The 25,229-nt window shown below is 63.5% G+C and carries 20 protein-coding genes and 1 pseudogene; 7 read left to right on the top strand and 14 right to left on the bottom strand.

Annotation, left to right across the window (positions count from 1 at the left end; translation table 11 throughout):
• Positions 1-5: 5 nt before the first annotated feature.
• From ACSQ3I_RS14390 to ACSQ3I_RS14370, 5 genes are all read right to left on the bottom strand, one after another.
• Positions 6-1,064 carry an ABC transporter ATP-binding protein gene (locus tag ACSQ3I_RS14390; RefSeq protein WP_435999949.1) on the bottom strand — a complete coding sequence of 353 codons (1,059 nt, stop codon included), beginning with the start codon at positions 1,062-1,064 and terminating at the stop codon, positions 6-8.
• A 2-nt stretch (positions 1,065-1,066) separates the two neighbouring features.
• Positions 1,067-2,161 carry an ABC transporter ATP-binding protein gene (locus ACSQ3I_RS14385; protein ID WP_435999947.1) on the bottom strand — a complete coding sequence of 365 codons (1,095 nt, stop codon included), beginning with the start codon at positions 2,159-2,161 and terminating at the stop codon, positions 1,067-1,069.
• 3 nt (positions 2,162-2,164) lie between these two features.
• Positions 2,165-3,091: a carbohydrate ABC transporter permease gene (locus ACSQ3I_RS14380; RefSeq protein WP_435999945.1), complete on the bottom strand. Its 927-nt coding sequence runs from the start codon at positions 3,089-3,091 to the stop codon at positions 2,165-2,167.
• A 23-nt stretch (positions 3,092-3,114) separates the two neighbouring features.
• Positions 3,115-3,975 carry a carbohydrate ABC transporter permease gene (locus ACSQ3I_RS14375; protein ID WP_435999943.1) on the bottom strand — a complete coding sequence of 287 codons (861 nt, stop codon included), beginning with the start codon at positions 3,973-3,975 and terminating at the stop codon, positions 3,115-3,117.
• A gap of 84 nt (positions 3,976-4,059) precedes the next feature.
• Complete coding sequence (locus ACSQ3I_RS14370; protein ID WP_435999941.1) at positions 4,060-5,676, bottom strand: extracellular solute-binding protein; 1,617 nt, start codon at positions 5,674-5,676, stop codon at positions 4,060-4,062.
• A 300-nt stretch (positions 5,677-5,976) separates the two neighbouring features.
• On the opposite strand from ACSQ3I_RS14370, the gene ACSQ3I_RS14365 reads away from it, so the two are divergent.
• Positions 5,977-6,993 carry a LacI family DNA-binding transcriptional regulator gene (locus ACSQ3I_RS14365; protein ID WP_435999939.1) on the top strand — a complete coding sequence of 339 codons (1,017 nt, stop codon included), beginning with the start codon at positions 5,977-5,979 and terminating at the stop codon, positions 6,991-6,993.
• Positions 6,994-7,061: 68 nt separating this feature from the next.
• Here ACSQ3I_RS14365 and ACSQ3I_RS14360 read toward each other — a convergent pair.
• The 4 genes and pseudogenes from ACSQ3I_RS14360 to ACSQ3I_RS14345 form a co-directional block, all read right to left on the bottom strand.
• A pseudogene (locus ACSQ3I_RS14360) lies at positions 7,062-8,483 on the bottom strand (NAD(P)-dependent oxidoreductase); the annotation flags it as partial.
• Positions 8,484-8,651: 168 nt separating this feature from the next.
• Positions 8,652-9,107, bottom strand: a complete 456-nt coding sequence (locus tag ACSQ3I_RS14355) for a baeRF12 domain-containing protein (RefSeq protein WP_435999937.1) — start codon at positions 9,105-9,107, stop codon at positions 8,652-8,654.
• 135 nt (positions 9,108-9,242) lie between these two features.
• The gene (secD, locus tag ACSQ3I_RS14350) at positions 9,243-11,762 is read right to left on the bottom strand and encodes a protein translocase subunit SecD (protein ID WP_435999936.1); all 2,520 of its coding nucleotides are present in this window, start codon (positions 11,760-11,762) and stop codon (positions 9,243-9,245) included.
• An 86-nt stretch (positions 11,763-11,848) separates the two neighbouring features.
• Entirely contained in the window at positions 11,849-12,244 is a 396-nt protein-coding gene (locus tag ACSQ3I_RS14345) for a hypothetical protein (protein ID WP_435999934.1), read from the bottom strand.
• 256 nt (positions 12,245-12,500) lie between these two features.
• On the opposite strand from ACSQ3I_RS14345, the gene cueR reads away from it, so the two are divergent.
• The 3 genes from cueR (at position 12,501) to ACSQ3I_RS14330 (ending at position 14,371) form a co-directional block, all read left to right on the top strand.
• Positions 12,501-12,908: a Cu(I)-responsive transcriptional regulator gene (cueR, locus tag ACSQ3I_RS14340; protein ID WP_435999932.1), complete on the top strand. Its 408-nt coding sequence runs from the start codon at positions 12,501-12,503 to the stop codon at positions 12,906-12,908.
• 93 nt (positions 12,909-13,001) lie between these two features.
• Positions 13,002-13,691 carry an NADase-type glycan-binding domain-containing protein gene (locus ACSQ3I_RS14335; protein WP_435999930.1) on the top strand — a complete coding sequence of 230 codons (690 nt, stop codon included), beginning with the start codon at positions 13,002-13,004 and terminating at the stop codon, positions 13,689-13,691.
• A 14-nt stretch (positions 13,692-13,705) separates the two neighbouring features.
• Entirely contained in the window at positions 13,706-14,371 is a 666-nt protein-coding gene (locus ACSQ3I_RS14330) for a M15 family metallopeptidase (protein ID WP_435999928.1), read from the top strand.
• A gap of 3 nt (positions 14,372-14,374) precedes the next feature.
• Here ACSQ3I_RS14330 and ACSQ3I_RS14325 read toward each other — a convergent pair whose 3' ends face one another.
• Together ACSQ3I_RS14325 and ACSQ3I_RS14320 are read right to left on the bottom strand one after the other, a co-directional pair.
• A complete protein-coding gene (locus ACSQ3I_RS14325; protein ID WP_436000233.1) occupies positions 14,375-17,302 on the bottom strand; it encodes an aminotransferase in 2,928 nt (975 codons plus the stop codon).
• A 154-nt stretch (positions 17,303-17,456) separates the two neighbouring features.
• On the bottom strand, positions 17,457-18,683 hold the full coding sequence (locus ACSQ3I_RS14320) for an ROK family protein (RefSeq protein WP_436000231.1): 1,227 nt from the start codon (positions 18,681-18,683) through the stop codon (positions 17,457-17,459).
• 234 nt (positions 18,684-18,917) lie between these two features.
• Here ACSQ3I_RS14320 and xylF point away from each other — a divergent pair, with 234 nt between their 5' ends.
• The 3 genes from xylF (at position 18,918) to ACSQ3I_RS14305 (ending at position 22,276) form a co-directional block, all read left to right on the top strand.
• Complete coding sequence (xylF, locus tag ACSQ3I_RS14315; RefSeq protein ID WP_435999926.1) at positions 18,918-19,958, top strand: D-xylose ABC transporter substrate-binding protein; 1,041 nt, start codon at positions 18,918-18,920, stop codon at positions 19,956-19,958.
• Between the two features lie 206 nt (positions 19,959-20,164).
• Positions 20,165-21,478 carry a sugar ABC transporter permease gene (locus ACSQ3I_RS14310; protein ID WP_435999924.1) on the top strand — a complete coding sequence of 438 codons (1,314 nt, stop codon included), beginning with the start codon at positions 20,165-20,167 and terminating at the stop codon, positions 21,476-21,478.
• 15 nt (positions 21,479-21,493) lie between these two features.
• On the top strand, positions 21,494-22,276 hold the full coding sequence (locus tag ACSQ3I_RS14305; protein ID WP_435999922.1) for an ATP-binding cassette domain-containing protein: 783 nt from the start codon (positions 21,494-21,496) through the stop codon (positions 22,274-22,276).
• A gap of 162 nt (positions 22,277-22,438) precedes the next feature.
• On the opposite strand, the gene ACSQ3I_RS14300 is transcribed toward ACSQ3I_RS14305, so the two are convergent.
• The 3 genes from ACSQ3I_RS14300 to ACSQ3I_RS14290 all read right to left on the bottom strand — a co-directional run bounded on the left by ACSQ3I_RS14300 (position 22,439) and on the right by ACSQ3I_RS14290 (position 25,226).
• Positions 22,439-23,512: a DUF475 domain-containing protein gene (locus ACSQ3I_RS14300; protein WP_435999920.1), complete on the bottom strand. Its 1,074-nt coding sequence runs from the start codon at positions 23,510-23,512 to the stop codon at positions 22,439-22,441.
• 551 nt (positions 23,513-24,063) lie between these two features.
• Complete coding sequence (locus ACSQ3I_RS14295; RefSeq protein ID WP_435999919.1) at positions 24,064-24,648, bottom strand: amino acid synthesis family protein; 585 nt, start codon at positions 24,646-24,648, stop codon at positions 24,064-24,066.
• The gene (locus ACSQ3I_RS14290; protein WP_435999917.1) at positions 24,645-25,226 is read right to left on the bottom strand and encodes an amino acid synthesis family protein; all 582 of its coding nucleotides are present in this window, start codon (positions 25,224-25,226) and stop codon (positions 24,645-24,647) included. Before ACSQ3I_RS14290 ends, ACSQ3I_RS14295 begins: the two co-directional genes overlap by 4 nt.
• Positions 25,227-25,229 lie beyond the last annotated feature (3 nt).

Here is a 25,229-nt window from a genome sequence, read left to right as displayed (position 1 = left end):
CGAGCTTACGCACGCAGCGCCTCGCCCGCTGCTCCGAAGAAATGTACCCGTGCCGGGTTGCAGCTCAATGCCACGGCGCTGTCGAGCGCAATCTGAGGTTGGCCGCGCATCAGCGCCCGGAGTTTTTGCGCACCGGTATCCAGCGTCACGACGGTGTAGCCGCCGAGCGGCTCGACTTCGTAGACCTTGGCCGGCTTGCCGGTGTGGCGCTCCGCCCATGGCTCGACCTTGAGGTCTTCCGGGCGGATGCCGAGGCCGGACACGCCTTGCGGCGCCGCATCCAGCGGCAGCACGATGGTGCCCTCGCCGGCTTCGATCCGTCCCGATGTCGTGGCGTTCATGATGTTCATCATTGGCGCGCCGAGAAGCTGGGCGACGTAGCGGCTGGCCGGCCGGTCGTAGATATCCACCGGCGTGCCGATCTGGCGGATCGAGCCCTGTTCCATGATCGCCATGCGGTCGGCCACCGACATCGCCTCTTCCTGGTCGTGGGTGACATAGATCAGCGTCTGGCCGAGATCGCGCTGGATGCGCTTCAGTTCGACGCGGGTCTCTTCGCGCAGGCGGGCGTCGAGCGCGGAGATCGGATCGTCCATCAGGTAGGCGACGGGATCGCGCACCAGCGCACGCGCAATCGCCACGCGCTGGCGCTCGCCGCCGGAAAGCTGTGCCGGCGGCTTGTGCAAGAGGTGGCCGATATGCAGCTTGCCGGCCACTTCATCGACACGCGCCTTGATCGTCGCTTCCGGGATTTTCCGCTCGACCAGCGGGAAACGCACGTTTTCGCCCGCCGTCATATGCGGGAAAAGCGCGAGGTTCTGGAACACCATGGCGACGTTGCGGCCGGCCGGCGAGACGTGGTTGACCGGCTTGCCGCCGATCAGCACCTCGCCCTCGTCAGGCGTTTCGAGGCCGAGGATCAGCTTCAGGATCGTCGACTTGCCGGAAAGCGGCGGGCCGAAGAAGCAGAAGAATTCGCCTGCCTGGATATCGAAGCTGGCATTGTCGACGGCGACGGTCTTGCCGTAGCGCTTGGTGACATTGCGGAAGGAAATGCCGGCCATCGTCATTCTCCCTTGATGCTGGCGCCGCTCTGGGCGTCGAAGAGACGGACCGAACCGGCTTCGACGGCGATATGGGCCGTGCCGCCGTTCTCCACCGAGACGTCGTTGTCGAACACCGCCTTGACCCGCTGCTCGCCGTCGCCGAGATGGACGACCGTGCGTGCGCCGATGCGCTCGACGAAGGTCACCGGCAAAGCCAGACCCTCGCCGGCAGCCGAAAGCGTCGCCCGTTCCGGACGGAAGCCGTAGACGACGTCCTGCACGCCGGCCTTGCGGGCGGCTGCAGCAAGCGCCGCATCCAGCGGCGCGCTGCGGCCGAGGCCGCCGAGATCGACGATCAGGCCGCGATCGCTGTCGGCGAGCTTGCCCTTGATCAGGTTCATGCCCGGCGAGCCGATGAAGCTGGCGACGAAGAGATTGTTGGGGTTGTTGTAGACCTCGAGCGGCGTGCCGACCTGCTGCAGGACACCGTGGTCCATGACGGCGATGCGGTCGGCCATGGTCATCGCCTCCAGCTGGTCGTGGGTGACGTAGACCATCGTCTGCTTGAACTGCCGCTGCAGGTGCTTGAGTTCGGTGCGCATGACGGCACGGAAGGCGGCATCGACGTTGGACAGCGGCTCGTCGAGCAGGAAGATCGCCGGTTCGACGATGGCCGAGCGGCCGATCGCCAGGCGCTGCAGGATATTGACCGACAGCTTTGCCGAAGGCTGCTTCAGCATCGGCGTCAGCTGCAGGAAATCGGCGATCGCCTTGACGCGGCGGTCGACTTCGCTGCTGGCGACGCCGGTGACCTTCAGGCCGTAGGCCAGATTGTCGTAAACGCTCATATGCGTGAAGATCGCATAGTTCTGGAAGACGAAACCGACACCGCGGCGGCCCATCGGCACGCCGTTCATGTCGCGGCCGTCGAACAGGATCTTGCCTTCGGAGGGTTCTTCCATGCCGGCGATCATGTTCATGGTGGTGGACTTGCCGCAGCCGGAAGGACCGAGCAGCGCCATGAATTCGCCGTCGCGGATTTCCAGGTCCATGGTCTTCAGCGCCGTGAAGGCCCCGAACTTCTTGACGAGGTTGTTGAGGTGGATCGAGGTCATGGATCAGGCTTCCTTCCGGTTCATCCGGCTGATCGCCAGCGATACGACGATGGAGAGCGCGATGAGGATGACAAGGGCGATCGCCGCGACATAACCCCAGATCAGGTCGTTCTGCGTCACCTTGTAGATGTAGACGGAGATGGTTTCGGTGGCGACGCCGGGGCCACCGCCGGTCATGATATAGAGCGTGTCGAAGATCTTGAAATTCTCGATGACGCGGATGGCGAGTGCGATGATGATGATGGTCTTCATCTTCGGCAGCACGATGGTGCGGAAACGCTGCCACCAGGAGGCGCCGAGCAATGTGGCGGCCCGCACCTGGTCCTCCGGTACGCCGACGAGGCCGGCGAGCAGGATGAGGAACATCAGCGGCGTCCATTGCCAGATATCGGCGATCATCACGGCAATCAGCGCGGTTGTCGGGTTGGACAGCCAGGCGAGCGTGATCGGCTGGCCGGTCAGCGTCGACAGGATGTCGTTGATCGGCCCGCCCGACTGGAACAGCATGAAGAACATGTAGCCGGCGACGGCAGGAACGACCATCATCGGGATCAGCATGATCGAATAGAACACCCGCTTGCCGGCGAAATCGTCCATGAACAGGATGGCGAGGCCGAGGCCGAGCAGGAATTCCGCCGGCACGCAGATCGCCATCACCAGCGCCGTGCGTCCGAGGGCGTTCCAGAAGCGGGTGTCGCCCATCAGGTCGGTGTAGTTGGCAAAGCTGTTCCAGGATTCGTAGGCCTGCCACCAGCTGACGCCGTCGAGCGGCGACCAGTCGGTCAGGCTGATATAGAGCTGCATCAGCAGCGGGAACACGGCGATGAACAGCACGAGGATCTGCGCGGGCAGCGTCAGCATGAAGCCGAGCCGGCGTCCGCCATCTTCGGCGTGGGGTTCTGTCCTGGCGATATCGTTGGCCACGGGCATTTTCTCCTCAGTTACCAGCGCGTTCATTGTTTCAGCGCTCCGAAGGTCAGTCCGCGGACCAGATGTTTCTGGATGGCGATGCCCATGATGACGGGCGGAACGGCGGCGATGAGGCCGAGGGCGGCCTTGGCGCCGTAGAGCTGGCCGGTCATCGACGACGACAGCGAGGCCATGTAGACCGGGATCGTCACCCATTCGCGGGTCGTCAGAAGCAGGGCGATGAGATAGTCGGACCAGTTGAGGATGAAGACGAAGAGGGCGGAGCTGGCGAGCGCCGGGCGCATCATCGGCAGGGTGATCTTCATGAACACCCGCATCCGCGAGCAGCCTTCGACAAGCGCCGCATCCTCGATTTCGCGCGGCATGTCGTCGAAGAAGGTCTTCATCAGCCAGAAGGCGAAGGGCAAGGTGACGATGCCGTAGATCAGCGCCAGGCCCCACCAGGTATCGACCAGCCCGAAGAAGGCCCACATGATCATCACGGGAATCATCACCGCCATCGGCGGGAAGAGACGCAACTGGATCAGCGCCAGCGGCAGGTTCTGCCCGGAGCTGAAGCGCGACAGGCCGTAGGCCGCAGACGTGCCGCAAACCATTGCGATGATCGTGCCGAAGACGGCCGACAGCAGCGACGACAGGATCGGCTTGCCGGCGGTGCGGTCGAGCGCGACGATCAGGTCGCTGGTCGAGGTGCCGAAGATGAAGCGGAAATTGTCGAGCGTCGGCGCCTTGGGCCACCAGGTGAGATCGGCGCCGGTGGCCGACCATTCCGCGATCGGCTTGAAGGCCATCGAGGCCATCCAGAGCGTCGGGATCAAGGTGACGGCCAGCGCCAGAAGGATCGCCGCATAGCGGAAGATTTCAAAGGGTATGGAGCGGTTCATCGGATCTACAGCAGCATCGGTGCAAGGGTCCGGGATGCCGGCGGGAATTTTTCCCGGCCGGCATCCCGACGATCAGCGGTCGGCTTAGCCGGTGACGGAGTCGAGCACGGTGGGCCAAGCCTCCTTGTTGGCCTTGACGGCCGAGATCAGCTTGTCCTCGCCGATGCGGCGGGCAATACGCGTCCACTGCTTTTCGGTGTCCGCCATCGCTTCTTCCGGCGTCTTCGCCTTGGTCAATGCGGCGACGAGGTTTTCGTCAAGCGCATTGTGGAAGGCCGTGGCACCCGGATAGTTGATGGTCGGCACCGTGCGGGCCACCGTGTCGCGCACCACGTCCATGTGGTAGTCGTGATAGGTTTCGCGCACCAGCGGATCGGCGAAGTTCGACAGCTGGAAGGGGTCGAAGTAGCCGCCCGGATTGGCCGTCATCCACGAATAGATGCGGCTGGAGCCGAGCCACTGCAGCAGCAGGTAGCAGGCTTCCGGATGCTTGCTCTGCGACGAAACCGAGGCCGAGAGGTTGAGCCACAGCACCGAGCGGCGCACCAGCTGGCCGTCGATTTCGCGGCCGGGCGGCAGCATCGAGCCGATCTTGCCGGTGACCTTCGAGCCTTCGTTCGCCTTGTTGTCGAGGAATTTCGGCAGGTTGGAGAAGGCGCAGGTCATGGCAGCGCCGGCGGAGGCGAAGTTGCCGTACTGTTCCGGCCAGCCCCAGGAAATGGCGTCCGGCGAGTGGTAGGACAGCGAGTCGACATATTCCTGCGTTGCCTGGAAACCGGCTTCCGAGTTGATCAGCGGCTTGCCGTCGTCGCCGAACAGGAACTGGTTGGGCGAACCCATCGAAACGTAGCGCTGATACCAGTTGGTGTAGCCCCAACCCTGGTTGCGCAGGTCGGTGCAGCCGAACAGGCCCTGGTCCGGGCGGTGGAAGAAGGCTGCGACTTCGTCGAGCTGCTTCCAGGTCCGCGGCGCTGCCAGTTCGTAGCCGTGCTGATCGGCGAAGGCCTTCTTCTCTTTTTCGTCGTTGAACAGGTCGGTGCGGTAGTTCCAGGTCTGGAAGTCGCCGTCGAGCGAGACGCCGTAGGTCGAGCCACGATACTGGTTGAGCAGCGAAACGCCCTTGGCGCCGTTGACGTAACCGCGCTCCGGGTCATCCCATTCCGGCTTGTGGGCCGAGACGAAATCGTCGAGCGGAATGATGCCGCCGGTTTCCGCGAGGTCGCCGAGGCGGTTCCATTCGACGGCGTAGATGTCGAACGCCCCACCCTTGGTGGAGATGTCCTGCATCGTCTTGGTGAATTCCTGGCCGTTCGGCACGCCGACGATGTCGAGCGTGATGCCGGTTTCTTTCTCCCACAGTTCCTTGATCGACGGTGCGCCGGCCGGGAACGGCTGCGTCAGCTGGCCGATCGAGCCGTCGGACAGGCCGAGAACGATCTTGTCCGGCGCCTTGCCGGCACCCTTCAGCGCCTTGATGGCCTCGATGGCGCGGCCTTCCGGCGTCTCGGCGCCGTACTGGTAGCGCTCGGCGCCGGCAAAGCCGGTCGGGCCGCCGATCATACCTTCGGCAAGCGCGTCGGCTGCGTAAGCGCGGCCCGGACGAATGAATTGCGGCGCGATGCCGGCGGCGGCGGTCAGCGCGAAAGCCTTGGCGCCGGTCGACAGCAGGCTGCGCCGCGACATGCGGATCAGATTAGACATATTGAGCTCCTCCCCATCCGGCAGCATTCCTCCTCTGCCGATGTGCGCGGATTATTGACGCGCAAAATGATCGAAGTCAACATCATAATAAATCATTTTACATCATAAAATTCTTCAATAATGATGTTGATGGGAGTCTCAAACCCATCATGGAGGTGATGGATTTGAGGAGGAGGAGATTTTTTCGGTGAAAAACAATAGGCTATACGAAAGAATTCGAGCGAATTGCTCGAATGACCCCTTGCATCGCGCCAAAATGGAAATACATCAATTTACATCATTTGGCGGAAGGGAATCGCTTTGCGATCAACATTGACGGACATCGCCCGCGAGGCTGGTGTTTCGAGCGCGACCGTGGACCGGGTGCTGAACAACCGCTCCGGCGTCAAGGAACGGACGCGTGAGATCGTCATCGAAACGGCCCGCAGGCTAGGTTATCTCGGCAACGGCGCGCCGGCGTTGATGACGGAGACGCGCGTGCGGCTGGATTTCGTGCTGCCGGCCGGCACCAACACCTTCATCGCCAACCTGCTGCATCAGCTGGAAAAGCAGGCGGCGGCGCAGCCGGACCTCGACGTTCACATCCATTCCATCGAAGGCTTCAATCCCGATACGCTGGCACAGACGCTGCATGACCTGCAGGGACAGACCATGGGCGTCGGCGTCATCGCGCTCGACCATCCGACCGTGCGCGAGGCGATGCGGTCGCTGGCCGCCTCCGGCGTATCGATCGTCACGCTCGTCTCCGACATCCTGCATGTGTCGCGCATCGGTTATATCGGCATCGATAATCGTGCGGCCGGGCGTCTCGGCGGCTACCTGCTCGGACGTTTTCTCGGCAGCGGCGTCAAGCGCAAGATCGCGCTGTTTGCCGGCTCGTTGTCCTATCGTGGCCACGAGGAGCGCGAGATGGGCTTTCGCCACATCATCGGCGAGGATTTTCCCGATCTGGAAATCGTCGAATTGCGGGAAATCCGCGACGACCGCACCAAGGCATACGAGGAGGCCATGGGCCTGTTCAAGCGCCATCCGGATCTCGCCGGCATCTATAATATCGGCGCCGGCAACACCGGCATCGGCCAGGCGCTGGCGGAAATCGGCCGGGCGAAAAACATCATCTTCGTCGGCCACGAACTGACCGAGCACAACAAGAGCCTGCTGCTTAACGGCACCATCGATGCCATCATCGACCAGAACCCGCGTGTCGAGGCCCGCGAGGCGCTGTCGATGCTGAGCCGCGCCGTTCGCGGCCAGGCGATCGATTACCACCCGCCGCGGCTGCAGGTGATTTTTCGCGAGAATATTCCGGAAAGCTGAGGTTTGGAGCAATTCCAGCAAAAGTGCGCAGCGGTTTTGCGTCCGGAATTGCGTAGAGATAAAATGCTCTATTCCTCGGCAGGTCCCTGCAAGCCTTTCGACTGCAGCAGCGTGACGTAGCGGTTCGAGAGCCGTAGCAGGTCTTGTGCCTGCGCGGTGGCAAGGGATAGGCGCCCTGCCCCGTCGCCCGCGGCCGCCAGCGCGCTCCAGATGGCGGCCGATTGCTCGGCAAGGCTGCGCAGTTCGGCGATGATGGCGGGGTCCGCAGCCACAGTAGCAACATGCTGCGCCGTTACCTTGCCGACACCCGCTGCACTCTTGCTGCCGGCATCGACGAAACCGTCGGGCAACGTGCCCTTGCGGTTCATCACGCGCCGATGGCGGATGACGTCGAAGATCTGGTCGACGGCCTGCTTGGCGCCGGCAACGCGGGAGGGATGATCCGTATCGGCCGCGGCATGCGGCAAAAGTTCCGTCTTGCCGGGGTGGCGCGTTGCCAGCGGCAGATAGGGCAGCATCGGGCCGGACAGTTCGCCGGTGACGGCATTCTTGAACAGGTCGGCATCGATGGCCGCATGCCGCACCCTGCCGCTGGCAAGGGCTGCGTCGAGCGCGCCCGTATCCACGACTTCGCCGCGGTCGTAATTGACCAGCACGGCGCCTTCGGCCAAGGCGTTCAGCACCTCCTCACCGATCAGGCCGGCATTGGCGTAGCGCCCGTCCGCTCCAACGCCGCCTAGACCGGTATGGACACTGAGGAAATGCGCGCCACGCGCCGCCTCGACGGTGGTGGACGCATAGTCGAAACCTTCCGACTCGATCCAGGACCGATGCCGTTCGCGGGCGTAGATCGTCACGGTCATGCCAAAAGCCCGTCCGAGCTTGGCGACCTCGCGGCCGATATTGCCGTAGCCGATGACGGCGAGCCGCTTGCCTTCGAGTTTTTCCGTCGGAAAATCGCGTAACTGCCGGCCGGTGTCGAAATCGCCGGCGGCGACCAGCGCATGCAGCCGGTCGACCGGCAGGTCCGGCGAGACCTTGAGGATCGCCTTCATGACCATCTGCGCCGTGGCCCGGCTGTTGAAGCCCGGCGTGTTCATCAGGGGAGCGATGCCGCCCTCGCCGTTGCCGCCGCCCCAGGAGGCAGAACCCATGTTGCCCGTTCCCGCACCGATGCGGACGCCGCCGAGATCGAAACGCGCGGCCTTGGGGATGAAGGTCGCCGCCGCAATCAAGGCGTCGTAGCGGCCATCGGCAGTTTCAGCGAGAAGTTCGGCTTCCGCGCTCAGGTCCGGCTGGTAGAAGAAATGGATGGCGCCGGCCTGCAGGGCGCCTGCGCTGTCGAGCGGACCGGCGTGAAAGACACCGCCTTTTTCCTCGATATAAGCACGAACCTCGCCGGGATCGGGCTTGCCGTCGGGGCCGAATGTCAGGCCGACCAGGTCGGCGATCAGCACCGTGTAGGCGCGGTCGGTGTCGTCGAGCCGCATCCGCTGTTCGTGTGCCTGCATCTGCCAGTCCTCCTCAGTCGTTTAGGAGGATCTAGACCAAAATCGTAACTGCGTGAAAGCTCTCCGCAGGCGGAAAGCGTCCGCTTGGTCGAAAAAAAAGCGCGCCGGTGAGTGACGGCGCGCCAAGGGAAATGAAGGGCGGATAGGTCAGGCCGCCAGCCGCAACAGGTTCTTTTCGATTTCAGGAACCGGCATCTGGGCATAGTCCTTGGGGATTTCCGCCGTGATGGCCGTGCCGGCCGCTGGCCCAAGCGATTGCCGCAGAATGCCCAGCGCCGTCGGCGGCGCGACAAGGACGATGCGTTGCGTTTCGGCCTTGCTGGCGATGTCCGTGATCCTGCCGGCGACCTCCTTGAGGAAATCCTCCTCGGCCTGGGCATGCCAGTCCGTCTCTTCCATCGCGCTGCGGGAAACGCCGGGCGGGGAGTAGGCGCGGCCGGGCCGGTCTGTGCCGATCTCGCTGGTCTTGTCGTTGGGCTGTGTCAGCGTATCGACGACCTTGAGGTTGATGAGGTCGGCATCGCCGTCGTTGCGCAGGATGAGCGCCTTTGCGCCGTCGCAGACGACGACCCAGGATTTCCAGGGGATTCGGATCGGGTCCATCAAATGTCTCCATTGGTTGGCCGGATCGCATGTCTCTGCGCCAAACGCAGGTGCGGGCCGGTCGTGGACTGCGGCCGCCTCTCAGGACGGCCGCACCATGGAGTAACTCGCCTTGTGGGCGCAATGTTCCCGCCTTTAGGCGGTTGCTTCTTCCGTCGGGGTCTCCGCCTCGACGCGCTTACGGCGGGCCGTCCGCCAGTCGCCGAGGAACAGCAGGATCGGCGCGGCGATGAACACCGACGACGATGCGGCGACGACGATACCGAAGACCATCGGCACGGCGAAGCTTTCCACTGCGCTGCCGCCCCAGATCGCCATCGGCAGCATCGCCAGGAAGGCGGTGACCGAGGTGTAGAGGCTTCGTGCCAGCGTTTCGTTGATCGACAGGTCGATCAGCTCGCGCAGCGGCATTGCCTTGTAGAGGCGCATGTTTTCACGCATTCGGTCGTAGACCACCACCTTGTCGTTGACCGAGTAGCCGACAAGCGTGAGCAGCGCGGCGATGGCCGTCAGGTTGAAGTCGAGCCCGGTCAGCGCGAAGAAGCCGATGGTTTTCGTCACGTCGAGCACAAGGGTGACGATGGCACCAACGGCGAATGGCCATTCGAACCGCACCCAGATGTAGACGAGCATCGCCAGGCTGGCGAGCACGACGGAGAGGATGCCGGCCGTTGCCAGCTCGCCGCTGACCTTCGGGCCGACGACTTCCGTGCGTTCGACCTTGGCGGTCGGCTCGATCTTGACGACTTCGGCCTTCAGGTGTTCGACGGCCGCCGTCTGTGCTTCCTCGCCGCCCGGCTGGCGTTCGACGCGAACGAGCACGTGGTTGGCATCGCCGAATTCCTGCAGCGCCACTTCGCCGAGGCCAAGCTCGTCGAGACCTGCGCGGAACTTGGCAAGATCCGCCGGCTGCTGGGTGACGACTTCCATCTGGATGCCGCCGCGGAAATCGACGCCGTAGTTGAGGCCCGGCGTGATGAACAGGATGATCGAGGCGATGGAGAGAAAAGCGGAAACGCTGAGGCCGATGAACCGGCTCTTCATGAAGTTGATGTGCGTACCGTCGGGGATGAGGTTGAACGGCAGCAGCGGCTTGATCTTGATCGACTTCAGCTTGTAGCGGCCGGCGATGAAGATCATGGCGACGCGGACGATCGAAACGGCCGTGAACATCGAGATGGCGATGCCGAGGCCCATGGTGACGGCGAAGCCGCGCACCGGACCGGAGCCGAACCAGAACAGCAGCACGGTGGCGATCAGCGCCGTGACGTTACTGTCGACGATGGTGGAGTAAGCGCGCTTGAAGCCGGCGTCGATGGCGCCGAACACCGTTCGGCCCTTGCGCGTCTCTTCCTTGATGCGTTCGTTGATGAGAACGTTGGCGTCGACCGCGAGGCCGATGCCGAGCACGATACCGGCGATGCCGGGCAGCGTCAGTGTTGCACCGATCAGCGTCAGGCCGGCGAAGGTCAGGATGACGTTCAGCGCCAGCGCGAAGTTGGCGAGAATGCCCCATGCGCCGTAAAGCACGAACATGAAGGCGACGACGAAGGCGAAGCCGAGAAGGCCGGTATAGACGCCCATGCGGATGGCGTCGCTGCCGAGGTCGGCACCGACGGTGCGTTCTTCGATGACGGTCAGCTTGGCGGGCAGGGCGCCGGCGCGCAGCAGGGCGGCGAGCGTGTTGGCGCTCTGCACCGAGAAATTGCCGGAGATCTGGCCGGAACCGCCGGTGATCGGCTCGCGGATGACCGGAGCGCTCAAGACCTTGTCGTCGAGGACGATGGCGAAAGGCTTGCCGACATTGGCGCGGGTGATATCGGCAAAGCGGACGGCGCCGGCATTGTCGAAGCGGAAGTTGACCACCGGCTCCTGGGTGTTCGGATCGAAGGAGACACGGGCATCCGACAGGCGGTCGCCGGAGAGTTCGACGCGGTCCTGGATCGGATAGCTGGCGCCTTCCTCGTCCTTCAGCACGGTGACGCCGCGTTCGCCCTGGTTGCCCAGCATGTGGAAGCTCATCTTGGCGGTCGAGCCGAGAAGGCGGCGCAGCTGCGACGGATCTTCGGCGCCCGGAAGCTGGACGAGCACGCGGTTGCCGCCGACGCGCTGGATCGTCGGTTCGGACACGCCGACCTGGTCGACACGCTGGCGGATGATTTCAAGGCTCTGCTCGACGGCAGCGCTGATATTGTGCTCCAGGCCGGCCGGCGTCATGGCCATGCGGACACCGCTCTCACCGTCTGCGGTAATCGCCAGATCGGACTGCCCGGCGGTGAGGCCGATGCCGACAGGATTGGACAGCTTGGTCAGGGCGTCGATGGCGGCCTGGCGCTGGCTGGCATCCGTCAGCGTGATCAGCAGGTAATCCTGGACGCGGCGAACGGAGGTGTTCTGGATGTTGGCTTCGCGCAGCGTGCGGCGGGAATCCTGGATCAGGCTCTGCAGCCGCTCCTTGACGAGATCGGCCGCATCCACTTCGAGAACCAGATGCGAGCCGCCGCGCAGGTCGAGACCGAGGGAAACCTGGTTATGCGGCAGCCAGGAGGGGAATTTTTCCAGCGTTTCCTTGGAAACGACGTTCGGGAGGGCGACGAGAATGCCGATCACGATAATGATCGCATAGGTCATCACCAGCCAGGGTGAATTGCGCATGGAGAAGTCCTTGAAAAGACGATTGCCAACCGCTTTGTTCACGGCCGGCTGAAAAGGAAGATGGCAGGGGGCGCCAGGCGCCGCGCTCAGGCGATCGTCGGCGGGCCGCGGGGCAGAAATCCGTGCGGATCGGGATGCAGCCGGGCGGGTGACACCGCCACGATGCCTTCCGCAGCCTTGCCGGGGAGAAGGTAGAGAAGAACCTGGCCGGGAGGCAGGATCGGCTCGTCACCGTTCCAGCCGGTCTGCGGCAGGTCCTTGCGCTCGGCGACCAGCACCAGGCGATTGGCGTCGCGTGTTGCGACCTGGGACCCTTGTGTCGTCCGTTCCGTGCCGGTCGAACCGGCGCGTGCGGCGGAATGGATGACCTGGACGTTGCCGAGGGTGAAGCTGAAGATCGCGAAGAGGAAAACCAGGAAACTCGGCGCGAGCGGCGCAGGCGAGATCAGGGCGCGCCGCAGCCTCGCCGTCCTCGCTCTCACGTTTCTGCCCACCTGGCTCAAAACAAGCTTTCCGTTCGTTTTTTCGCGGTCAATCCCGTCGCATTATACGTTTCGGCTGCGGCGGGCAAGCTTGGCGGCGGAAATCGCCGGCCCTATACCTTGAAGGATGGCGGTTGACCTTCCAGATACTGGAAGGTTTAAAGCAATTCCAGCAAACGTGCGCAACGGTTTTGCGTCCGGAATTGCGCAAGAAGAAACGAAATATCCTCGTGGGCACTCGACAGGGAGATACGCCATGAACATCGGCAGCGCCGCGCGCAAATCCGGCCTTCCGGCCAAGACCATCCGTTATTACGAAGAAATCGGCCTTCTCAAGGCAGATCGCGCCGCAAACGGTTATCGCGACTATTCCGCCGCGGATGTGAACCGGCTGCAATTCGTCCACCGCTCGCGCAATCTCGGTTTCAGCGTCGAGGAATGCCGGCAGCTTCTCTCGCTTTATGACGACAAGCAGCGGGCAAGCGCGGAGGTGAAGGCGATTGCCGAAGCCAAGCTCGACGATATCGACCGCAAGCTTGCGGAACTCACCAGCCTGCGCGAGGCGCTGCGGCACCTCGTCGACCATTGCCATGGCGACAATCGCCCGGATTGCCCGATCATCGACGGCCTGTCCGGCGCGGTTGCCGCCTGCAAGGCGCATTAAATTTGGATGAAAACCGGACCGGAAAACGTTTGAAGAAGACAGAAGAGATTTTTACAACCCTTGTCCGGTGACTTCTTCAGGAGAATTGGGACGATGCTTGGCAATTTCTCGATGACGGGGCGAATGGCTGCTGGCGCAGTGGTGTGCCTTTTGGTCGGCATGGCGTTTTCGGCCATGGCTGCGGACGATCCGAACGCGCAACCGGTGCCGAATTCCACGAGGGAACTGCGGCTGCCGGACGCAACGAGCGAACCCGATATGCCCGAGGAGGCCGAACCGGACATGCCTGACGAGGCGGAACCCGTCTTCGCCGTCCGTCCGGCCCGCAGCGGAGAAAGCTGCCAGCGGCAGATTTTCACCGTCGGTTCGGCGACAGTCTGCGTCAGCTCGATCCTCGAGCCGCAACTGGGCAGCCGCTACGGCTCGGTCAACCTCACGGACGGCAGAGGCAGCACGGCCTGGGTCGAAGGTGCTGCCGGGGACGGCATTGGTGAATACATCGCCATCGAGTTCGACGCGCCGGTATCGATTTCCGGCATGGAGGTTGCCAACGGCTACGGCAAGAATGCCGACCTGTTCGAAAAGAACAGCCGTGTGCGCAATTTTAGCCTTTCGACATCCCGCGGCGACCGGCAAAGCATCGCACTGAGGGATGAAAGGGACTGGCAGACCATCGGCATGTCGTTGCCGGAAAAGACGAAGTGGCTGGTGCTGACCATTTCTTCCGTCTATCCGGGCTGGAAATATCAGGACACCGCCATATCCGGACTGGATCTTCGATGAGAAGGTGTTCGGCCATGCTTGCCCTTACGCTCGGCATGGCGGTCGGCTCTTTTGCCGCGGCAGTGGAACGGCCGGAGGGATTTGTTGCCCTGCGCGCCGTCGATCCGACGATCCGGCAGGATATCCGCTATGCCACCAACGGCAATTTTACCCGCAGCGTGGTTCCCGGCTATGTGTCGCCGGCCTGCATCCTGGCGGAGCCGGTGGCAAAAGCCCTGGCCGAGGCGCAGGCGGCATTGAAGCCGCAGCAGCTTGGGCTGCAGGTCTTCGATTGTTATCGCCCGGCGCGTGCGGTGAAATTTTTCGTCGAATGGGCATCGGAAAAAGGCAAGCCCGATCCGGATTATTATCCCGATGTGGCGCGCAACAAGCTGATCGCCAAAGGCTACATCGCCGCCCGCTCGGGCCATTCCAGCGGCGGAAGCATCGACCTGACCCTTGGGCGGTTGACGTCAACGGGTTTCGAAGCGCTCGACATGGGCACGGATTTCGACTTTTTCGATCCGCGCAGCCACACACGCTCGAAAGCCGTCAGCAAGCAAGCCTCTGAAAACCGCCAGCTGCTAGTCAAGGCGATGGAAAAGGCCGGTTTTGCCAACTACGATCGCGAATGGTGGCACTTCCGTTTCCGCAAGGAACCCTTCGCCGGCAAGACCTTCGATTTCGAGGTCCGCGAGTAACCCTTACCAGCCCTCTTCCAGCACCCGCGCCAGGCAATCGGCAAAGAAATCGGCGCTTTCCCGCGTCAGGCAGAGCGGCGGCTTGATCTTCAGCACGTTCAGATGGTCGCCCGTCGGCTGCATGATGACGCCGAGCGCCAGCAGCCGGTCGCAGATGGCGGCGGTTTCTTCCGTCGCCGGCTGCAGCGTCTGACGGTCGCGGACGAATTCCAGTCCGAGATAGAGGCCCATGCCGTGGACGGCGCCGACGATGGGGAAACGCTGACCCAGCGCTTCCAGCCGCGCCTTGAGATAATCGCCGGTGTCGCGGGCGTTTTCCTGCAGTTCCTCGTCGGTCATGATGTCGAGCACCGTCATGCCGACGACGCAGCTGACCGGGCTGCCGCCGGCGGACGAGAAAAAGTAACCCTCCTTCTCCAGCGCATCGGCAATGGCGCGGCTGGTGATGACCGCGCCGAGCGGATGGCCGGCGCCCATGCCCTTGGCGATGGTGATGATGTCGGGCACCACGCCCTGCTGGTCAAAACCCCAAAAGTAGTGGCCGAGCCGGCCGTAGCCGACCTGCACCTCGTCGGCGATGCAGATGCCGCCGCGCCTGCGCACCTCGGCGTAGATCTCCTGCAGGTAACCCGGCGGAAGCGCGATGCCGCCGGCATTGCCATAGACCGTCTCGCAGATGAAACCGCCGAGCTTTTCGCCCTTGGCATCCAGCGCGTCCAGCGTCGGACGGACGGCCGCGACGTAATCGGCGGCGGAATCCGGCCCGCGATAGGGGCCGCGATAGGTGTTGGGCGCCATGACCGGATGGACCCAGTCCGGCCGGGTCGTCAGCGCCTGCGGATTGTCGGCGATCGAGGTGGAGACGGCGTCGCTGCCGACCGTCCAGCCGTGATACCCTTCAAGCAGGCACAGCATGTTGCGGGCGCCGGAGGCGGCCCAGGCAAGCCGGAGCGCCAGATCGTTGGCCTCAGAACCGCTGTTGACGAGGAAGACGGTGTCGAGATTGTCCGGCGCCAGCCGCGCCAGCCGTTCGGAAAAGGCAGCGACCACTTCATAGTGGAAGCGCGAATTGGTGTTGAGCATCGACCATTGCTGGTACACCGCTTCCGCCAGCCGCGGATGGCCATGGCCGACGGTGGCGACGTTGTTGACCATGTCGAGATAGGTGCGGCCGGTGACGTCGAACATATGCTGTTTCCAGCCGCGTTCGATCTGCGGCGGGCGGGTGTAGTAATTTTTCTGCGGCCGGGCGAAATGGCTCTCGCGGCGCTCCAGGATTTCGGCGCTCTTGGGCTGTGGCGCGTCGCAATCGACGCCCAGCAGCCGGGAGGGCGACGGCGACAGCCGCGACCAGGCGGACGCATGCGACGGACGCGCGAAGAAGGGCGGCACCAGCCCCGCTTCGGTGGCAAGCTGGATGCGCAGCAGGCCGAAATGGCCGCTGGAGCCTTCCACCGTACCGAGCGGTTCGCCTTCGGTCAACGACATGCCGGCTTCGTGCAGGCAATCGAGGCCGAGCAGATGCAGGCGCACGGTTTCGCCGGCAAGCACGGTGCGCTCGCCATACCGCTCGACGCGGCCAGCAAAGGGCGCTGCCGCCTGGAAACCGGCGGGCAGGCAGATATCCATGTGCAGCGCGTAGGTCTGCGGCTCGCTGGCGGAGTTCGGGATCGTTTCGCTCAGCCGGTATTCGCCGTACCGGGTCACGGCAATGCCGGTTTCGCGGGCAGCCGATTCCAGGAGCTTGAGTTCGATGCCCGGCCGCGACCAGTTGTCCTGCGCCAGATGCGGGCTGAACAGGTCGAGTTCCAGCAGACGGATCGCATCGGGGCTGACGCCGGGTAGTAGCAGGCCGAGCGAGGATGTCTCCGGGGCGGGTGTTTGAAGCCCGACCGCTTCGAAGATTGCATGCTCCATCAGCGTCAGCGGCACCGAGGTCGCCACCTCGAAGATTTCGCGTTCATGGGCGGCGTTGCCGATGACGTATTCGTTATCCGGATCGATGGCGAGCTGCTGCTCGGTGCTGGCGATCAGAATGCAGGCGCGGGCGACGATCAGCGGCCACAGCACCTTCAGCTCCGTTTCCGTCAGCGGGTTGACGGCATGGTAGGCCTTGACGGCCGGCAGAATGAAGAAGGGATCGCCATCGGCGTGGTGCAGCAGCGCCGCGCAGGTCACGGCCAGGTCTGCCACCAGCCAGCCGTTGACGATATCGCCGAAATCGATGACGCCATCGACGATCGGACGGCCGCTGGCATCCGGCTGGCTGACGACGTTGTCGTCGGTCACGTCATGGTGGATCGGCTGGATGCGCAGGGAGTCGCCAAGCGGCTGGATGCGCCGGACGGCGGCGACCATGACCTTGGCGATCCGGTCGCGGGCCTGCTGGTCGGTCACCGCCTGCAAGAGATGCAGCGCCACGGGGCCGGCGCGGCGCAGGTCCCATTGCAGGTCGCGGTCGAGGCCGGGATGGGTGAAATCGGCGAGATTGACTGCGATACGTGCCGTCATCGCGCCGAGGGCTGCGACTGCCGGTTCCGCCAGATATTTGCGGCGCGTCAGCGGCTCGCCGTCGAGATAGGAGAGCAGCCGCACCTGGTATTCGTCGCCGCCAACGGCCAGGAAAAGAATGTCTTCGCCATTGCTGGCCGGGATCGGCTGCGGCACGCGCGGGCTGTCCGGCTTGGCGGCGAGATGGCGCATCGCCGCATTCTGGGCTTCCAGTTCGACGGTGGCATAATCGACGCGGCAGATCTTCAGGACGTAACGGGCGCTGCCGGTATCGATCCGGTAGTTGCGGTCCTGCTGGCTGCCGAGTTCCTTGATGTCGCCCCGGAGGTCGTAGAAACTTTCGAGGATCGCTGCCGCTTCCTCAGCCGTCACGTCGGGCCGAGGCAATTGCGTACGGTGAAAAAGCGCATCGTCCGGCATGGATATCCCCCGAGAATCAGTCATTTGCGACTCTAGACCGGAGCATCGGCCAAAGAAAAGGTGCGAGCCTTGCCGCCTCGCGGCGTTCCACGGCGAATTGCGCCTAGGCTATTGTTTTTGAGGCTTATGCACGCCGGAAACAGGCAAATGCGGCTCAGGAGGCAATGGCGGCACGCGGGCGGAGGCCGAGAACCGAGCGGTCTATGGCGGCCAGCGCCCGGTTGAGATGGCCCTGGAAGACGAGATTCTGCTCGTCGGCCGCCACCGAAAGCGGCGGCATTCCCTCCAGGCGAACGATCTGCGATTGCGACAGCCCCTCTTCCATTCCCTTCTGCAGCAGGTCGAAATAGCGTGTTCCCGGCCCGGTCAGCACCACCGGCATGCGGTCGTGCAGGCTGAACATGCGGGCAAGCCCGTTGCCGAGGGCAAGCCCGGCCTGCCGAAAGGCAAAAGACGCAATGCGGTTGCCCTGGCGGGCGCTGGCGGCGATCTTGTCCATCTCGGCCAGCGGCACGAATTTCGCCGGAATGGTGTCCGTCGGCACCTCGAAGGCGCCGCGCAGCACGGCATAAAAACCGGCATAGGCTTCGATGCAGCCGCGCGAGCCACAGCGACACAAGGCGCCATCGGGCATGTGCAGCATGTGGCCGAAGTTGAGCGCGCTGACGTGATGGTCCGCACCGCTCTTCGATACGATGCCGAGGCCGATGCTGTGGCCCAGCGACAGGGCCGCCAGCGAGCGGAAACCGGGATGAAGATCGCCTTTCTCCATCGTCGTGCCGAGCGCGCTTGCCACCAGCAGGGTTTCGTTGGCCAGCATGATCTCGGCCTGCCAGTCCGGCCGCAAGGCGGTGGAAAAATCGAGCCGGTCGGCGCCGAGGACCGGCGACCAGATGAGCACGGGGCGCCCGGGGTCGACGATGCCCTTGCTGCTGATCGAGATGACGACGATACGGTCGCGCTCGATGCGTGCTCGCCCGGCCAGCCGGTCGAGACCATCGCGCACCGCGCGGGCAAACAGGTCGGCGCCGGCAACGGACGGACGAAGCTCCGAGAACCGGTCGATCAGCCGACCGGAATAATCGACAAGGGAATATTGCACGGCATCGGACGAGACCACCACGACGGCAAGATAGGCGCAGTCGCGACGCTGCTCGAAAAGCACGCGGGGCCGCCCCCGGCCGCCGACCGGCTGCACTTCCGTGCGCTCGATCAGCTGCGCCCGTTCAAGGTCGGCGGTGATCGCCGAGACCGTTGCAGAGGCAAGCCGCGTCTGATCGGAAATCTCCGTATGTGCCAGCCGGCCATGGCGCCGCAAGGCAGACAGCACAAGCATGCTGTTCTGCTGGCGTACCAGTTCCGTGCTCGATTTCGTCAGTATGACGCGCTCCCTGGCCTTGCATGCGGACGGCTTGCCGCCCCCTTCTGTAACGCTCCTCCGAGAGCAAGAACAGCCGTCCGACATCGCGGAATTGCCGTGTTGACAGCCTCGAAAATCTCTGACATCTAATTTCTCGACTGTCGAGAAAAAACTTTTTGGAGGTTTCGACAGCTTGTTGGGAGCGGCAGCGGGGAGACCATGTGCGCCCGGCCGCATGTCACTTGGGAGGACACAATGAATTCGTTTCTGAAGCTGATGGCCGGCGCGGCCATCGTCGTCACCATGCATTCCGCAGCGGTTGCCGCCGATCTGGTGGTCGGCGTTTCCTGGTCGAATTTCCAGGAAGAGCGCTGGAAGACCGACGAAGCCGCCATCAAGAAGGCGCTTGAGGCTGCCGGCGCAAAGTACATTTCCGCCGACGCCCAGTCTTCCGCTGCCAAGCAGCTGACCGACGTCGAATCGCTGATCTCGCAGGGCGCAAACGCCCTCATCGTTCTGGCGCAGGATTCTGACGCCATCGGCCCGGCCATCGAAAAGGCCACCGCGGAAGGCATCCCGGTCGTCGGTTACGACCGCCTGATCGAAAACCCGGCCGCCTTCTACATCACCTTCGATAACAAGGAAGTCGGCCGCATGCAGGCGCGCGAAGTCTTCAAGGCCAAGCCTGAAGGCAACTACGTCTTCATCAAGGGTTCGTCGTCCGACCCGAATGCGGACTTCCTGTTCTCCGGTCAGGTCGAAGTCCTGAAGGAAGCCATCGACGCCGGCAAGATCAAGAATGTCGGCGAAGCCTACACCGATGGCTGGAAGCCGGAAAATGCCCAGAAGAACATGGAGCAGTTCCTGACCGCCAACGACAACAAGGTCGATGCGGTCGTGGCTTCCAACGACGGCACGGCCGGCGGTGCGATTGCCGCCCTCGACGCCCAGGGCCTTGCCGGTTCCGTTCCGGTGTCCGGCCAGGATGCCGACAAGGCAGCGCTGAACCGCGTCGCGCTCGGCACCCAGACCGTTTCCGTCTGGAAGGACTCGCGTGAACTCGGCAAGAATGCCGCAGAGATCGCCCTGGCGCTGGCCGGCGGCAAGAAGATGGACGAAATCGCCAACGTCACCACCTTCACGGGTGGCCCGAAGGGCGCTGAAATGAAGTCGGTCTTCCTCGCTCCGCTGCCGATCACCAAGGACAACCTCAACGTTGTCATCGATGCCGGCTGGATCAGCAAGGACGAAGCTTGCCAGGGCGTCAAGGCCGGCTCCGTGGCTGCCTGCAACTAAGAGCGATCGCCCAGGCTGATCGAATTGCCGACGCTGCAGCGCCCCGTTGCAGCGTCGGATCGTATGGGAAGCGCCATCACGCAGAGCGTGTGCTGGCAGTTCGATTGCCCTGGCCTATCTAATGATGAAATGGCGCGGCGGCGTTGGCGATGATGGTTTTTCCTGTTCGCCTGCCAGCGTCCAAAATGGGGGGAACGGCAAAGAAGATGGCCGATACGCTACATTCCACCACATCCAGCGGCGCCCGCCAGGCGGAAGCCAATCCGGTAACGCGCTTTTTCCGCGCGACCGAAATCGATACCCGCCTGCTCGGCATGGTCGGCGCGCTGCTGATCATCTGGGTCGGTTTCCACATCATGACCGGCGGCCTGTTCCTCACGCCGCGCAACCTCTGGAACCTCTCGGTGCAGACCGCATCGGTGGCCGTCATGGCGACGGGCATGGTGTTGGTCATCGTCACCCGCAACATCGACCTTTCGGTCGGCTCCATCCTCGGTTTCTCCGGCATGATCATGGGCGTGCTGCAGGCGCAGATCCTGCCGCAGCTGATGGGCTTTAATCACCCCGCGACCTGGATCCTGGCGCTGGCCGGCGGCCTGCTGATCGGTGCGGCCATCGGCGCGCTGCACGGCTCGATCATCGCCTTCCTCAACGTGCCGTCCTTCATCGTCACGCTCGGCGGCCTGCTCGTCTGGCGCGGCGCCACCTGGTTCGTCACCAGCGGTCAGACGGTCGCGCCGATGGATGCCAGCTTCCGCCTGATGGGCGGCGGTACCGAAGGTTCGATTGGCGCCACCGCCAGCTGGGTGGTCGGCGCGCTCGCCTGCATGGCCATCGTCGTCGCCATCATCAATGCCCGCCAGCAGCGCAAGCGGTTCCATTTCCCGCGTCGGCCGCTCTGGGCCGAATATTTCCTCTGCGTGCTGAGCTGCGCCATCGTCATGGGCGCGATCTTCGTAGCCAACAGCTACTATTGGCCGGTCAACATCGCCCGCAAATATGCCGAGGCGAACAATATTCCGTGGCCGGAAGCCGGGCTGTTCATTCCCCACGGCATCGCCATTCCGGTGCTGATGGCGATTGCGGTCGGCATCGTCATGACCTTCATCGCCACGCGCCTGCGCTTCGGCCGTTACGTCTTCGCCATCGGCGGCAATCCGGAGGCGGCGGAACTGGCCGGCATCAAGACGCGCTGGGTCACGGTGAAGATCTTCACGCTGATGGGTGTGCTCTGCGCCATCGCCGCCGCGATCTCCACCGCCCGCCTCAACGCCGCCACCAACGCGCAGGGCGAACTCGACGAGCTTTACACCATCGCCGCAGCCGTGATCGGCGGCACCTCGCTTGCCGGCGGCACCGGCACCATTGCCGGCGCCATGTTGGGCGCCCTGGTCATGCAGTCGCTGCAGTCCGGCATGGTGCTGCTTGGCATCGACACGCCGTTCCAGCGGATCGTCGTCGGCATCGTGCTGGTGATGGCCGTCTGGCTCGACACGATCTACCGCGCGCGTGCCAAGTAAGAGGAGTTCCAGACAATGACGGAACATCGCACTCCACTCGTGGAAATGAGAAACATTTCCATCTCCTTCGGCGGTATCCACGCGGTCGACAACGCCTCGATAGACCTCTATCCCGGCGAGGTGGTCGCCCTGCTCGGCCATAACGGCGCCGGCAAGTCGACGCTGATCAAGATCCTCTCCGGCGCCTACAAGCGCGACAGCGGCGAGATCCTGATCAACGGAGAGGCCGCCGAGATCCGCAATCCGCGCGACGCCAAGAAATATGGCATCGAGACCATCTACCAGACGCTTGCCGTCGCCGACAATGTCGACGCCGCCGCCAACCTCTATCTCGGCCGCGAGCTGCAGACCCGCTGGGGCACGCTCGACGACGTGGCGATGGAGGCCAAGGCACGCGAGGTGATGGGCAGGCTCAACCCGAACTTCAAGCGCTTCAAGGAACCGGTCAAGGCACTCTCCGGCGGCCAGCGGCAATCTGTGGCAATCGCCCGCGCCATCCTGTTCGACGCTCGCATCCTGATCATGGACGAGCCGACGGCAGCGCTTGGGCCGCAGGAAACGGCACAGGTCGGCGAGTTGATCAAGCAGTTGAAGAAGGAAGGCATCGGCATCTTCCTGATCAGCCACGACATCCACGACGTCTTCGACCTCGCCGACCGCGTGTCGGTGATGAAGAACGGCCAAGTGGTCGGCCATGCCCGCACCGAAGACGTCACCAAGGACGAGGTGCTCGGCATGATCATTCTCGGCAAGGTGCCGCCGAAGGCGATCCCCGGTCCGGGGGCGATGAAGATTTAGGACCGCTCGGATTTGCCCCTCACCCTAACCCTCTCCCCGCTAGCGGGGAGAGGGGACGTGCCCCACCCATGCGTTGAACATGGCAGACACGGTGCGGCATATCCCCTTCTCCCCGCAAGCGGGGAGAAGGTGCCGGCAGGCGGATGAGGGGCTTTCTCCGGTTTATTCCGCTGCGTGGGCATGTCCCAGTTCGCGTTCGCGCCGGTTGTGGCGGATCGAGGCCCAGAAGGAGATACCGATCAGCGTCGCGCCGCCGAGGCCGGTGATGACTTCGGGGATGTGGAACAGCGTCTGGACATACATGATCACCGCCAGGATCAGGATGGCGTAGAAGGCGCCGTGTTCCAGGTAGCGATATTCCGCCAGCGTGCCCTTTTCCACCAGCATGATCGTCATCGAGCGGACGTACATGGCGCCGATGCCGAGGCCGATGGCGATGATGAACAGGTTCTGCGTCAGCGCGAAGGCGCCGATGACGCCGTCGAAGGAGAAGCTGGCATCGAGCACTTCGAGGTAGAGGAACGCGCCGAGACCGCCGCGCGCCGCCTCGCTCATCGTCCGCTGTGAGAAGTCGAGGAAGCCGCCGATCACCTCCACCGCCAGGAAGGTCAGAAGACCGTAGATGGCGGAATAGAGGAAGGTGGTGGCATCTTCGCCTTCCAGCAAGGCTGCGAAGATCAGGATGGTCAGCAGCACCACGGCGATCTCGATGCCCTTGATCGAGGAGAAGCGTGCCATGTGCTTTTCGATGAAGACGATCCAGTGCACCTCTTTCTCATGGTTGAAGAAGTAGGTGAGGCCGACCATCATCAGGAAGGTGCCGCCGAAGGCGGCGATCGGCAGGTGCGCATCGGTCATGATGCGGGCATATTCGTCCGGATTGGCCGCGGCCAGCAGCAACGCGTCGATCGGGCCGATCTGGGCGGCGATTGCCACGATGGCGAGCGGGAAGACGATACGCATGCCGAAGACGGCGATGATAATGCCCCAGGTCAGGAAGCGATGCTGCCATTCCGGCGTCATGTCCTTCAGCTTGTTGGCATTGACGATGGCGTTGTCGAAAGAGAGCGAAATTTCCAGCACCGCAAGCACGACGCAGATGAAGAACACCGTGGCCATGCCGCCAAGCGTGCCGGTCGTGGTCCAACCGAGCCAGCCGCCGAGGATCAGGCCGGTGATCGTGACGATGAACGCCCATTTGAAGTAGCTGAGGGTTGTCTTGGTGGCGGCGCTCATGAGCGGACCTCCAGGACAAGGGTATGGAAACGGGAGGAAATGCCAGAATCCGCCATGCCAAGAGGGGCACGCGGTTGACGCATGATGAGACTGATCATGATTTTTGAATCCGCCGGCTAATTTGCAGGCGATACCGACATCACGAGAGCGCCGTAAAAACTCTCGCCAGAGGGGCCCGGCACCAGGTTCTGTCCGCAGGCCGATGTCTGGCGTGCGGAAACGCGGTAGTAGTTAAAGGCAATTTCCAGAAGGTCAAGACCCCATGCACTCTGCACCGATGGTGCGCGGCTGGCATGGTTAAGCTTTTGACTGCCCGTTCATTCGGAATTTCCGTCATCCAGGCGTGGCGAATTTAGCAAGCTCAAATGCTTATGCCGACAGGCTCTGGATGAGGGATCACCCCATGGCGCCGGCGGCCCGCCGGGCCTTGCCGCGGACTGGCGACCGCCGCGGCCCGGTTTACGGTTACCCGAGTGGCAAAATCCGGGGAAATGGCTGCGGGGAAGCTCCTTCGCAGCCATGTTTGCGAGCCGGCCGCTGGGCGGAATGCTTTAGCGAAGCCCGTCCTTGCCCTCGATCTCGCTCGTCTTCAACCCGCCGACGCGCGGCAGCGGCCGGCCGCTGTCGGTTATGGCAACGGCAACCATGATCTCGTTGGCGCGGGGTGCATCGTTGAGGCTGACTTCCATGCCATCGAAATGCGAGCGGACATAGGCCGCATCCTTGTGGCCTAGTGGAATGTCGAGCACCTGCCCCGGCCCGCCCCGCTTCTTGGACGACGGCACGAGGGCCGCGCCCTTTTCCACAGCGGCGCGCAACGGCTTGCCGAGGGTAGGATGCAGGAGGGCTGCGGCATGTTCCAGCTCACCGTTTTCTCCGACCAGCGCCGCCTTGCCGTAGCTTTCGGCCTGGGCCGGCAGGATGCCGAGGGCTGCAACGCATTTTTCGCCGAGCAATCCGCCGAGTTCGGCGCCGATATCCATCAGCAGGGTGAGATCCTCGACATATTGCCCCGCAAACGGGTTTTTGATGACGGCGACGGCGGCTGCCTTGCGGGTGGGCGGCGAAATGGTCTTGCCCATCTCGCTGTGCACCTCTTCGACGAACACGGCAATCTTGCGGATTTCGGCTTTCATCGCAGACCATCCTCTCCCTTGATGTCTTCGGCACGCAACCCGCCGACGCGGGCGTGGATACGCGACCCGGTCGTCATCACCAGTGCCACGACGATCTCGTCGGCACGCGGCGCGTCGGCAAGGCCGACTTCCATGGCGTCGAAATGGCTGCGGACGTAGGACGCATTGATATGGGTCACCGGCACGTCCAGCCGGGCGCCAGGGCCGCCGACCTTCTTGGTCGAGGGAACGATGGCCTTGGCATCGCCGAGCGCGCCGCGCATGGCGTAACCGCCCGGTACATGCCAGAGCGCGCCGTGCTCCAGTTCGCCGCCCTGCCCGACGATGGCGCCCTTGCCGTAGCCCTGGATCTTGTCCCTGCCGCCAAGCGCTTCGACCAGTTTGTTGGCCATCGAAAGCCCGAGCGGCTCGAGGTCCTTCATGAAGCCGTCGATGTGCTCGTGATAGCTACCGGCGAACGGATTTTCGATCACCGCGAGGATGGCGCCGCGCTTCAGCGGCGTTTCCACCGGCGTGCCGCCCTCGTGGTAGACGTCCTCGATAACGGTCAAAAGCTTGCGGACTTTTGGTTCAGGCATCTG

The organism is Rhizobium sp. LjRoot30 (assembly GCF_964253915.1).
Classification (GTDB): domain Bacteria; phylum Pseudomonadota; class Alphaproteobacteria; order Rhizobiales; family Rhizobiaceae; genus Metarhizobium.
The sequence above is the reverse complement of the archived record's forward strand: the minus strand, read 5'-3'. Positions and strand labels throughout refer to the sequence as shown.

What these genes read in the sequence shown, in the direction of transcription:
- ACSQ3I_RS14390 (WP_435999949.1), bottom strand. Translation starts at nt 1,064, where the DNA reads ATGGCCGGCATTTCCTTCCGCAATGTCACCAAGCGCTACGGCAAGACC.
- ACSQ3I_RS14385 (WP_435999947.1), bottom strand. Translation starts at nt 2,161, where the DNA reads ATGACCTCGATCCACCTCAACAACCTCGTCAAGAAGTTCGGGGCCTTC.
- ACSQ3I_RS14380 (WP_435999945.1), bottom strand. Translation starts at nt 3,091, where the DNA reads ATGCCCGTGGCCAACGATATCGCCAGGACAGAACCCCACGCCGAAGAT.
- ACSQ3I_RS14375 (WP_435999943.1), bottom strand. Translation starts at nt 3,975, where the DNA reads ATGAACCGCTCCATACCCTTTGAAATCTTCCGCTATGCGGCGATCCTT.
- ACSQ3I_RS14370 (WP_435999941.1), bottom strand. Translation starts at nt 5,676, where the DNA reads ATGTCTAATCTGATCCGCATGTCGCGGCGCAGCCTGCTGTCGACCGGC.
- ACSQ3I_RS14355 (WP_435999937.1), bottom strand. Translation starts at nt 9,107, where the DNA reads ATGGACCCGATCCGAATCCCCTGGAAATCCTGGGTCGTCGTCTGCGAC.
- secD (WP_435999936.1), bottom strand. Translation starts at nt 11,762, where the DNA reads ATGCGCAATTCACCCTGGCTGGTGATGACCTATGCGATCATTATCGTG.
- cueR (WP_435999932.1), top strand. Translation starts at nt 12,501, where the DNA reads ATGAACATCGGCAGCGCCGCGCGCAAATCCGGCCTTCCGGCCAAGACC.
- ACSQ3I_RS14335 (WP_435999930.1), top strand. Translation starts at nt 13,002, where the DNA reads ATGCTTGGCAATTTCTCGATGACGGGGCGAATGGCTGCTGGCGCAGTG.
- ACSQ3I_RS14330 (WP_435999928.1), top strand. Translation starts at nt 13,706, where the DNA reads ATGCTTGCCCTTACGCTCGGCATGGCGGTCGGCTCTTTTGCCGCGGCA.
- ACSQ3I_RS14325 (WP_436000233.1), bottom strand. Translation starts at nt 17,302, where the DNA reads ATGCCGGACGATGCGCTTTTTCACCGTACGCAATTGCCTCGGCCCGAC.
- xylF (WP_435999926.1), top strand. Translation starts at nt 18,918, where the DNA reads ATGAATTCGTTTCTGAAGCTGATGGCCGGCGCGGCCATCGTCGTCACC.
- ACSQ3I_RS14310 (WP_435999924.1), top strand. Translation starts at nt 20,165, where the DNA reads ATGGCCGATACGCTACATTCCACCACATCCAGCGGCGCCCGCCAGGCG.
- ACSQ3I_RS14305 (WP_435999922.1), top strand. Translation starts at nt 21,494, where the DNA reads ATGACGGAACATCGCACTCCACTCGTGGAAATGAGAAACATTTCCATC.
- ACSQ3I_RS14300 (WP_435999920.1), bottom strand. Translation starts at nt 23,512, where the DNA reads ATGAGCGCCGCCACCAAGACAACCCTCAGCTACTTCAAATGGGCGTTC.
- ACSQ3I_RS14295 (WP_435999919.1), bottom strand. Translation starts at nt 24,648, where the DNA reads ATGAAAGCCGAAATCCGCAAGATTGCCGTGTTCGTCGAAGAGGTGCAC.
- ACSQ3I_RS14290 (WP_435999917.1), bottom strand. Translation starts at nt 25,226, where the DNA reads ATGCCTGAACCAAAAGTCCGCAAGCTTTTGACCGTTATCGAGGACGTC.